Genomic DNA, 3,799 nt, shown 5'->3' on the forward strand with positions numbered 1-3,799 from the left:
ATCGCGGTCGTGTTGATCTGGTTCACCACCGGCGCCATCACGAAGAAGCTGAGGAACAGTGACAGCCCGATCAGCACCTGATTGGGCGGCGTCTGCTGCAATCCCATCGCCTGGCGCAAGATCGACAGCACGATGATGATCCGCGTGAAGCTGGTCATCATCAGCACGATGCCGGGCAGCACCGTGAGCAGCCCCATGATGATGAGGACCTGCAAAGAGAGCGACAGCGATCCGCCACCCGGCGTCGCATTGGCGTCACCCCGCGAGAGCTGTCCCAGCGCGCGGTCGATCGCGTCACCGACACCCGGCGCGGGCGCCGCGGGTGCGCCAGCGGGCGGGGCAACCTGCGCGAAGGCGGGAACCGCGATGCACAACATGATGACGATCGCGGCGAGCGCCAGCACGACACGCACCCAGCCGTGCGAGGTCTGCGCGCGCGGCGCGACCGGCGCGATCAGCGCCGGGCCGCGCCCGGTACGGGTAACGGTGATGCTCACGCGCGTCCTCCACGCGTCAGATTTGCGAACGCGTCGCGGAACGACGGCGTCGGTGCTGCTGCGGGCGCGAGCTCATCGGACGCAGTCACCACGCCGCCTTTGTCGACCAGCGTGACGCCGGTGCGCGCGACCGAGACGAGCAGGCGACGCCCCTCGAACTCGACCACCGCCAGCTTGACGCCGGGCGAGATCATCATCGTCTCGCGCACCGCGATCGTCCGCGTCGCGGCCGCACCCGGCATCCGCGTCTCCAGCTTGCGCCAGAGATACAGCGACCCGATCATCAGCCCGCACACCAGCGGCAACAGCACGATCAGCTTGAGCACGTAAGTCCACATCATGGCGTGTCGCCTCAGCCGCGCTTCTCGGGCGAGACGAGCTCGAGCAGCTTGACGCCGAAGCGCTCGCCCACCGTCACCACTTCGCCGCGGCCGATCAGTGTGCCGTTGACGAACACGTCGAGAAATTCGCCCGCCTGCCGGTCGAGCTCGATCACGCTGCCTTCGCTGAGTGCCAGCAGCTCGCGCAGCGCGAGCGTGGTCGATCCGATCTCCACCGTCAGCTTGACGTCGACGTCCTGCAACAGCCGCAGGTTGGCCGCAACAGCCGAGTCCACCGCGAAATCGGCGGTCATGTCGTTCATGCGATAGGTCCTTCGAGCTTGGAAATGCGGATCGCAGCGCGACCGTTGGAGGTGCCGACGGTGCCGCTGCCGATGCAGTTCTTGCCGACGACGATCGGCACGTCGTTGTTGAACGCGATCGGGATCACGTCGCCGGGTTTCAGGTCCATCAACCGGTGCAGCGGCAGCACCGGCTCGGCCAGCACCGAGCGGACGGGCATGCGCACCGTCATCGCGGCGCGGGTCAGCCCCATCTGCCACTCGGCATCGGCCTCGGCGGGCTTGGCGACGACCTTGCCGGTCAGCACCTGGGTAAAGGGTTTCAGCGCCGCAACCGGATAGAGCAGGTCGACGAACACCGGCTTGGCGTTCTCGCCCGCCACGCCGAAGCGGGTGACGACGACGACCTCGTCGCCCTCTATCCCCGACACATGCGCCGCATTGGTCTCGCAGCTGCCGACCGAGAAGGCCGCGCGCGCGACCGGTTCCCACGTCAGCTCGAGCTGATCGGCGATGCCTGCGCCAAGCCGCGTCACCAGCGCCTCGGCGGCGGGCGACAGGTCGGTCGCGGTGATCGGCGCAGCGCCCGTGCCACCGAAGAAGATGTCGAGCAGCCCGACGACGAACGCACCGTCGAACGCGCACAGCATCACGCGTCCGTCCATCCCCATCGGCAGCCACGCGGTCAGCGCGTCGCCGCGCTCAGCCCGGTAATCGGCGAAGCGGACGACCTCCAGCGGCTCGGCCCAGCAGCGCGCCTCGACCCGCATATATCCCTCGAACACCGGGCGCAGGTTGCGCGCGAGGCGTGCCGACAGGTGTTGCAACGTGTGGAGGTCGCCGAAGGGGTGGAGCTTGCTCTGACCCAGCAGCCCCGCGTCCGCCTGGCCCGCGTCGCGCGTCCGCTCGCGACGTTCGGACGCGGCACGGCCGCCCTTGCGAGCGGCGGGTGATTCGGGGGTTGCGGGCCTGTTAACCATGCCCGTTCACTGAACAACGAAATTGGTAAAGTAGACGTTACTGATCCCGCCGAAACCTTCCTTTTGTTCAAGCACGCCGTTGATCGCGACGGTCAGTCTACGCGCCAGCTGCAGCTTGCCCTGGCTGGTGAACACCTGATCCTCGGTGGTGTCGCCCAGCGCCATCAGGATCGCGGAGCGGATCGCGATGTCGTTGGTCTTCATGTGCTCGATCACCTTGTCGTCGTACGGCGTCGAGACCGCGACGCCGACCTGGACGAAGTGGGTCGAGTCCTGCAGATTGGAGGTGAATTCCTTCTCGAGCGGGTAATAGTTGGAGGCGTATTTGTCGCCTGCCATGCTTTCGGGCGTGGCAAGGCCGCCGTGGCTGGCGGGTGCACTTTCGCCGCCGCCGTGTCCGCCCTCGCCGCCGCCGTCACCGGCACGCTTCTGCTCGGACTTGCGCACCAGATGCGGCTTGTTCGGATCTTCCTTCGCCGCGCCGTGCGCACCGCCGACCATGCCGCTGCTGGCGGCGTACAGCCCCGCGCCGACGCCGCCGCCGACCAGCACGCCGACGCCCAGCACCAGGCCCAATATCTTCACCAGCTTGCCCTTCTTCTTGGGCGTGGGCGCGGCTTCTGCCTTGTCACTCATCGATCAGGTCCTTTTTCAGGCAATGCGTTGGTCGGTGTCGTCCGTCGCGCCGTGCTCGGCACTGCGCGGACGGGTTGAAAAGGGGGTGGCGGGCGCCTGCTGCCGTGGTGCGTCGCCGCCGCTACCGTTCCCGGCGCCGGGCTGCTGGCCCGCGCCGCCGGCGTGGCCGCCGCTCAGTTGCAGTTTGACGCCGCGCGCATCGGCCAGTTCGGTCAATCGCGGTTGCGCGTCGGCCAGCAGCTGACGCGTCTGCGCCTGCTCGGCAGTGATCTGCACCTGCACCTGGTCGCCGTCGCGCTTCAGCGACACGTCGATCGTGCCCAGCATGTCGGGCGACAGCCGCAGCCGCGTGTCGTTCTCCGCCGCCATGTCGCGCAAGGTCACGATCCGCTCGATCATCGCCGCGGGCCAGTGTTCGTGCCGCATGTCGAGCGTGCCCTGCTGCGCGGCGCCAGCGGCGGCCACGCCGGGGATCACGGGTGCGAGCGGCGCGGGTGCCGGCATCGCGTCGCCGGGCTGGCGCATGTCCTGCTCGCCCAGCGCACGGTGGATCGCAGCGGCGAAGACCTGGGCGGCCGGCGCGCTGGTCGGGCGCAGGGGTGTCGCGGGCAGGTCGAGCGCGATGCGTGGCGGTGAGGCGATCGACGCGGCCTCGCGCGCAGTCGCACCGGGTCCGATACCGGCGTGCGGCCCTGGCTGTTCGTGCGCCACAGGCGCGATGGAAGTGGTCGGGATGGTGACCGGTGCCGAAGCCGGAACGACGAAAGGCGCCGGGCCCGCCGGGGCGAACGACACTGCTACGTCACTCGATGGCGACACAGGAGCAAATGTCGGGGCGCTCAACCCGCCCGCCGGCATCGAAGACCCCATCGCCAGGTTCGGGCGTGGCGAAACCGCATCACGCACACCCGTACCGGAGGTCACGGCGCCACGCGCCGCTGCCCCCGCCGTCGTCGTCATTGCTTGCGTCGCGGGAACACGCAGCTGCGTGGGCGAGAGCCTGAACGCTTGTTCGGGAGCACTGACCGACGTGGCTGTTCCCGCCGATGTCGCGAGCGGCAATG

At 68.7% G+C, this 3,799-nt stretch carries 6 protein-coding genes and 1 pseudogene; 1 reads left to right on the forward strand and 6 read right to left on the reverse strand.

Annotation, left to right across the window (positions count from 1 at the left end; genetic code table 11):
• The 6 genes and pseudogenes from QZ847_RS05425 to QZ847_RS05450 form a co-directional block, all read right to left on the reverse strand.
• Nucleotides 1-497: pseudogene (locus QZ847_RS05425) on the reverse strand (flagellar biosynthetic protein FliP); the annotation flags it as partial.
• Entirely contained in the window at nucleotides 494-838 is a 345-nt protein-coding gene (locus QZ847_RS05430) for a flagellar biosynthetic protein FliO (protein WP_294353963.1), read from the reverse strand. The pseudogene QZ847_RS05425 and the gene QZ847_RS05430, both read right to left, overlap by 4 nt.
• A gap of 11 nt (nucleotides 839-849) precedes the next feature.
• Entirely contained in the window at nucleotides 850-1,140 is a 291-nt protein-coding gene (fliN, locus tag QZ847_RS05435) for a flagellar motor switch protein FliN (RefSeq protein WP_294193163.1), read from the reverse strand.
• A complete protein-coding gene (locus QZ847_RS05440; protein WP_294193165.1) occupies nucleotides 1,137-2,099 on the reverse strand; it encodes a FliM/FliN family flagellar motor switch protein in 963 nt (320 codons plus the stop codon). The genes fliN and QZ847_RS05440 overlap by 4 nt, the downstream gene beginning before the upstream one ends.
• Before the next feature lie 6 nt (nucleotides 2,100-2,105).
• Complete coding sequence (locus QZ847_RS05445; RefSeq protein ID WP_294353966.1) at nucleotides 2,106-2,735, reverse strand: flagellar basal body-associated FliL family protein; 630 nt, start codon at nucleotides 2,733-2,735, stop codon at nucleotides 2,106-2,108.
• Nucleotides 2,736-2,750: 15 nt separating this feature from the next.
• Nucleotides 2,751-3,446 (reverse strand): flagellar hook-length control protein FliK, encoded by a 696-nt coding sequence (locus tag QZ847_RS05450; RefSeq protein ID WP_294353969.1) that lies wholly within the window; start codon nucleotides 3,444-3,446, stop codon nucleotides 2,751-2,753.
• 22 nt (nucleotides 3,447-3,468) lie between these two features.
• Between QZ847_RS05450 and QZ847_RS05455 the strand changes: the two genes are divergently transcribed.
• A partial coding sequence (locus QZ847_RS05455; protein ID WP_294353972.1) for a hypothetical protein occupies nucleotides 3,469-3,799 on the forward strand: 331 nt, incomplete at its 3' end.

Origin of the sequence: uncultured Sphingomonas sp. (assembly GCF_913778135.1) — a bacterium.
Lineage (GTDB): Bacteria > Pseudomonadota > Alphaproteobacteria > Sphingomonadales > Sphingomonadaceae > Sphingomonas.

Excerpts from the sequence above, each read along its gene's own strand:
- QZ847_RS05440 (WP_294193165.1), bottom strand. The coding sequence starts at position 2,099 with ATGGTTAACAGGCCCGCAACCCCCGAATCACCCGCCGCTCGCAAGGGC.
- QZ847_RS05445 (WP_294353966.1), bottom strand. The coding sequence starts at position 2,735 with ATGAGTGACAAGGCAGAAGCCGCGCCCACGCCCAAGAAGAAGGGCAAG.
- fliN (WP_294193163.1), bottom strand. The coding sequence starts at position 1,140 with ATGAACGACATGACCGCCGATTTCGCGGTGGACTCGGCTGTTGCGGCC.
- QZ847_RS05430 (WP_294353963.1), bottom strand. The coding sequence starts at position 838 with ATGATGTGGACTTACGTGCTCAAGCTGATCGTGCTGTTGCCGCTGGTG.